Raw genomic sequence first — 6,106 nt, 5'->3', positions numbered from 1 at the left:
AAGGCTTGCCTTTTCCTTCAAGAAAAGGTGTCAACCTCCGGCAGGACGGGTCAAAGGCATAAAAAAAGCCCCATTGCTGGGGCTTTTTTGCGAATGGGCAAGAGAATTACTTCTGGGTGCCCACCACTTCGATTTCCACGCGACGGTTCTTGGCGCGGCCAGCAGCAGTCTTGTTGTCTGCCACAGGTTGCTTCTCGCCCTTGCCTTCGGTGTACACGCGGCTCTTGTCGATGCCCTTGGACACCAGGTAAGCCTTCACAGCTTCAGCACGGCGCACGGACAGCTTCTGGTTGTAAGCATCGGTACCGATGGAGTCGGTGTGACCCACAGCGATGATGACTTCCAGGTTGATGTTCTTCACCTTGCCAGCCAGATCGTCCAGCTTGGCCTTGCCTTCTGGCTTCAGCACCGACTTGTCGAAGTCGAAGAATGCGTCAGCAGCGTAGGTCACCTTTTGGGTGGTTGCAACTGGAGCTGGGGTTGGGGCTGGAGCTGGAGCAGCAGGAGTCGTAGCTGGAGTAGCAGGAGCTTCTGCAGCCTTCACCAGCGCGCCATCGCAGCCTTCGGCAGCGGTAGCAGGCGTCCAGTTGGCATCACGCCAGCACAGTTCGTTGGTACCGTTCTTCCACACCAGCTCGCTGGTGCCGTTTTGCCAGTTATCAACTACTTTGCCGCCGTCAGCAGCCTTAATTTGTGCTCCAGCGGCGGTTGCAAGCGCTGCAGAGGCAAACAACATCGCCACTTTGTTCAGTTTCTTCATGGTTCTCCTCTTGGGGAAAAAGCCGCAGCCGCGCTGCGAATCAAGACGTCGTCAGTGACCATCACCAAAAACGTTCTTACTTATTGTGCCATAGGCGTACCGGATCGCCATAGTTATCTGTAGCACCAAGGGTAAGACAAAAGCGCATTGGGCCTAGAATGTTGCCAGCATGCAACATCAGCTTGCGCCTAAAATGCCCGTTGTACTTCGTCACTCATGTCAGATCTATGACCCAGTTTGCAAAAGAAACTCTGCCCATCAGTCTCGAAGAGGAAATGCGCCGCAGTTATCTCGATTACGCGATGAGCGTGATCGTTGGCCGCGCACTCCCCGATGCACGCGATGGCCTGAAGCCAGTGCATCGCCGGGTTCTGTATGCGATGCACGAACTCAACAACGACTGGAACCGTCCCTATAAGAAATCGGCGCGTATCGTCGGTGACGTGATTGGTAAATACCATCCGCACGGCGACCAGTCGGTATATGACACCATCGTGCGGATGGCCCAGAACTTCTCCATGCGCCACATGCTGGTGGATGGCCAGGGCAACTTCGGCTCGGTCGATGGTGATGGCGCCGCCGCCATGCGGTACACCGAAATCCGCCTCTCCAAGATCGCCCACGAGATGCTGGCCGATATCGACAAGGAGACGGTGGACTTCGGCCCCAACTACGACGGCAGCGAGAGCGAACCACTGGTGCTGCCCAGCCGCCTGCCCAATCTGCTGGTCAATGGCTCCGGCGGTATCGCCGTCGGCATGGCCACGAATATTCCGCCGCACAATCTGAATGAAGTGGTGGATGCCTGCCTGCACCTGCTGCACCATTCCGATGCCACTTTGGATGATTTGATGGAGATCGTGCCTGCGCCCGATTTCCCGACCGCCGGCATCATTTATGGCATCAACGGCGTCAAGGAAGGCTACCGCACCGGCCGAGGCAAGGTGGTGATGCGTGCCAAGGTGCATTTTGAAGACATCGACAAGGGCCAGCGACAGTCCATCATCGTTGATGAGCTGCCCTACCAGGTCAACAAGAAGACCTTGCAGGAGCGGATGGCCGAGCTGGTGCATGAGAAGAAGATCGAAGGCATCAGCCACATCCAGGACGAGTCGGACAAGTCCGGCATGCGTCTGGTGATCGAGCTCAAGCGCGGCGAAGTACCCGAAGTGGTGCTGAACAATCTGTACAAGCAGACCCAGTTGCAAGACACCTTCGGCATGAACATGGTGGCGCTGATCAACGGTCAGCCCAAGCTGTGCAACCTGAAGGATCTGATCAAGGTGTTTCTGGAGCACCGCCGCGAGGTGGTCACCCGTCGCACCGTGTTCGAGCTGCGCAAGGCACGCGATCGCGGCCATGTGCTCGAAGGCCTTGCCGTGGCACTGGCCAATATCGACGATTTCATCACCATCATCCGCAACGCGCCTACCCCCCCTGTGGCCAAGGCCGAGCTGATGAACCGCAGCTGGGACAGCCAGTTGGTGCGCGAGATGCTCACCCGCACCCGTGCCGATGGCGGCGTCGTCAACGCCGATGACTACCGCCCCGATGGCCTGGAAGTCGAATTTGGCATGCAGCAGGATGGCCTGTACCGCCTGTCGGAAACCCAGGCCCAGGAAATCCTGCAGATGCGCCTGCAGCGCCTCACCGGACTGGAGCAGGACAAGATCGTGGCCGAATACAAGGAGATCATGGCGGTCATCGAAGACCTGCTGGACATCCTGGCCAAGCCCGAGCGCGTCTCCACCATCATCGGCGAAGAGCTGGTGGCACTGAAGACCGAGTTCGGCCAAACCAAGCTGGGCGCCCGCCGCAGCCTGGTGGAATACAGCGCGCAGGACCTGTCTACCGAAGACCTGATCACGCCTACCGACATGGTGGTCACGCTCTCGCACACCGGCTATATCAAGAGCCAGCCCTTGTCCGAGTACCGTTCGCAAAAGCGCGGTGGCCGTGGCAAGCAGGCTACCGCCACCAAGGAAGATGACTGGATCGACCAGCTCTTCATCGCCAATACGCACGATTACCTGCTGTGCTTCTCCAACCGTGGGCGCCTGTACTGGCTCAAGGTCTGGGAAGTGCCCGCAGGCTCGCGCGGCTCGCGCGGCCGCCCTATCGTCAACATGTTCCCGCTGCAGGACGACGAGAAGATCAATGTGGTGTTGCCCCTCACCGGCGAATACCGCAGCTTCCCCGCCGACCACTATGTGTTCATGGCCACCAAGATGGGTACGGTCAAGAAGACCTCGCTGGATGAATTCAGCAACCCTCGCAAGGCCGGCATCATCGCCGTGGGCCTGGACGACGGCGATTACCTGATCGGCGCCGCACTCACCGACGGCAAGCACGATGTGATGCTGTTTAGTGATGGCGGCAAGGCCGTGCGTTTCGACGAGAACGATGTGCGCCCCATGGGCCGCAACGCCCGTGGCGTGCGCGGCATGAACATCGAAGACCACCAGAGCGTGATCGCCATGCTCGTGGCAGACGCCGAATCGGCCGATGCCCTGCTGTCAGGCGATGCGGAAGCTGCCGCATCCTCCAGCGCCCAAAGCGTGCTGACTGCGACGGAAAACGGCTATGGCAAGCGCACGCATATCAGTGAATACACGCGCCACGGCCGTGGCACCAAGGGCATGATTGCGATTCAGCAGTCCGAGCGCAACGGCAAGGTGGTAGCCGCCACCCTGGTGAGCCCGGATGACCAGATCATGCTGATCACCGACACCGGTGTGCTGGTGCGCACCCGCGTGGCCGAGATTCGTGAGATGGGCCGTGCCACCCAAGGCGTCACGCTGATCAGCCTGGACGAAGGCGCCAAGCTCAGCGGCCTGCAGCGAATCGTCGAAAACGATGCGCAGGCCGATGAAAACGCGGAAGGCGCCGACAGCGAGGGCAGCGAAGGAAACGCAGACGACGCGCCCGCAACCGAGTAAGCCCTGAACAAGCCATGTTGCGACATGGCTTTTTCTTCGATTGATTTGCTCCTTTTTATATAGCTACTATCGCCCAATGGTTGGGCGCAAGAGGCCTTTTTGATGCAACGCCCCTATAACTTCTCGGCCGGACCGGCCGCCATTCCTGAAGAAGTGCTGCAGACAGCAGCCGCCGAAATGCTGAACTGGCATGGTTCGGGCATGAGCGTGATGGAAATGAGCCACCGTGGCAAGGAGTTCATCTCCATCGCCGAGAAGGCCGAAGCCGATTTCCGCAAGCTGCTCGCCATTCCCGATAACTTCCACATCCTGTTCATGCAAGGCGGCGGCCTGGCGGAAAACGCCATCGTGCCGCTGAACCTGTCGCAAGGCGGTGCGGTCGACTTTGTGGTCACCGGCAGTTGGAGCCAGAAATCCATAAAGGAAGCGGGCAAGTTCTGCGATGCGCAGACGGCTGCGAGCGACGAGGCGCAGGGTTTCACCCACATCCCCGCTGCGGCAGGCTGGAAGCTGCGCGACGACGCGCAGTATGTGCACATCTGCAGCAACGAAACCATCAACGGCGTCGAATTCCAGGAACTGCCTGATCTGGCAGCACTGGGCAGCAAGGCGCCGCTGGTAATCGATTTCTCGTCGCACGTCGCATCGCGCCCTGTGGAGTGGAGCCGCGTTGGCCTCGCCTTTGGCGGCGCGCAAAAGAACCTGGGGCCTGCGGGCCTCACCCTGGTGGTGGTGCGTGACGACCTGCTGGACCGCGCCATGGCGGCATGCCCCAGCGCCTTCAACTACCGTCTGGTGGCCGACAACCAGTCGATGTACAACACCCCACCCACCTGGGGCATCTATATTGCAGGTTTGACGTTTGACTGGATTCTGCGCCAACGGGAAGGCACGCTGTCCGGCGTAGCCGCCCTGGAGGCCCGCAACCAGGCCAAGGCGCAGTTACTGTACCGTGCGATCGACGGCTCTCAACTGTACGAAAACCGCGTAGCGCATGACTGCCGCTCGCGCATGAATGTGCCCTTCTTCCTCAAGGATGAATCGCGTAACCAGGCATTCCTGGATGGCGCCAAGGAGCGCGGCTTGCTGCAGCTCAAAGGCCACAAGTCGGTAGGCGGCATGCGCGCCAGTATCTACAACGCCATGCCGCTGGCTGGCGTGCAGGCTTTGGTGGACTACATGCAAACTTTCGAAAAACAGACTTGAGTGACAAGCCCCAGGCTTTTACCCGGAGACATTCCTGAGCTATTCTTGCAGGCTGGCGCACGCGCCCTGCGTGGCCTGACCTGCACCAGTACCCATGAGCAACCAACCCCAAGCGTCCCCCGAACTCGCCGCACTGCGTGTACAGATCGACAATCTGGACACCCAGCTTCTGACCTTGCTGAACCAGCGTGCCCTGGTGGCCGAACGCGTTGGGGAGCTCAAAAAGCGCGAAGGCACGCCCTTCTTCCGCCCCGACCGCGTCGCCCAGGTCATCCAGAAGATCGAAAACGCCAACCCCGGCCCGCTGAAGAATGCGCATGTCTCGGCCATCTGGCGCGAGATCATGTCGGCCTGCCTGGCACTGGAATCCCCCCAGCGCGTGGCCGTGCTCGGGCCTGCGGGCACCTTCTGCGAAGAAGCTGCCATCCAGTACTTTGGCGGTGCCGCCGACATCAAGTACTGCAACAGCTTTGAAGAGGTCTTCCACTCCACCGCCGCCGGCAGTTCGCAATTTGGCGTCGTGGGCGTGGAAAACTCCAATGAAGGCGTGGTGACGCGTTCGCTGGACATGTTCCTGCATACGCCCTGCCATGTGGTGGGCGAGGTCAGCATGCTGATTCGCCACAACCTGATGCGCACCAGCAACTCGCTCGAAGGCATCGAAGTGGTCGCCGCCCACCCCCAGGCGCTGGCGCAGTGCCAGGGCTGGCTGTCCAAGCACCTGCCCAACGCCGATCGCCGCCCGGTCGAGAGCAATGCCGAAGGCGCGCGCCTCGCAGCACTCAACCCCAACTGGGCCGGCATCGCTGGCGAGCGTGCAGCGCAGCAGTTCGGCCTGCATATCGTCAGCCACGCCATCCAGGACGACGCCTACAACCGCACACGCTTTGCCATTATCTGCCTGCCGCACACGCTGACCATGCCGCAGCCTTCGGGCAAGGATTGCACGAGCCTGATCGTCTCGGTACCCAACCGCCCGGGCGCAGTGCACGACCTGCTGGTGCCGCTGTCCAGGCATGGCGTGTCGATGACCCGCTTCGAATCACGCCCTGCCCGCACCGGCCAGTGGGAATACTATTTCTACATTGATCTCGACGGCCATCCCGCCCAGCCCAATGTCGCCAAGGCCCTGGAAGAGCTGCGCGAGCTGTGCGCCTTCTTCAAGATGCTGGGCGCCTACCCTGTGGGAGCTTGATTGGTG

Annotated in this window: 4 protein-coding genes; 3 read left to right on the top strand and 1 reads right to left on the bottom strand. The window is 60.4% G+C overall.

All coding sequences use genetic code 11. The features are described from left to right. Positions 1-106 precede the first annotated feature (106 nt). On the bottom strand, positions 107-760 hold the full coding sequence (ompA, locus tag ACH2DG_RS19250) for an outer membrane protein OmpA (RefSeq protein ID WP_395028091.1): 654 nt from the start codon (positions 758-760) through the stop codon (positions 107-109). 227 nt (positions 761-987) lie between these two features. On the opposite strand from ompA, the gene gyrA reads away from it, so the two are divergent. From gyrA to pheA, 3 genes are all read left to right on the top strand, one after another. Further along, positions 988-3,699, top strand: a complete 2,712-nt coding sequence (gene gyrA, locus ACH2DG_RS19245; RefSeq protein ID WP_395028089.1) for a DNA gyrase subunit A — start codon at positions 988-990, stop codon at positions 3,697-3,699. A 102-nt stretch (positions 3,700-3,801) separates the two neighbouring features. After that, positions 3,802-4,905, top strand: a complete 1,104-nt coding sequence (serC, locus tag ACH2DG_RS19240; RefSeq protein WP_395028087.1) for a 3-phosphoserine/phosphohydroxythreonine transaminase — start codon at positions 3,802-3,804, stop codon at positions 4,903-4,905. 94 nt (positions 4,906-4,999) lie between these two features. Then, a complete protein-coding gene (pheA, locus tag ACH2DG_RS19235) occupies positions 5,000-6,100 on the top strand; it encodes a prephenate dehydratase (protein WP_395028085.1) in 1,101 nt (366 codons plus the stop codon). Positions 6,101-6,106 lie beyond the last annotated feature (6 nt).

This window comes from Comamonas odontotermitis (genome assembly GCF_040396735.1).
GTDB lineage: Bacteria > Pseudomonadota > Gammaproteobacteria > Burkholderiales > Burkholderiaceae_C > Comamonas > Comamonas odontotermitis_C.
The sequence above is the reverse complement of the archived record's forward strand: the minus strand, read 5'-3'. Positions and strand labels throughout refer to the sequence as shown.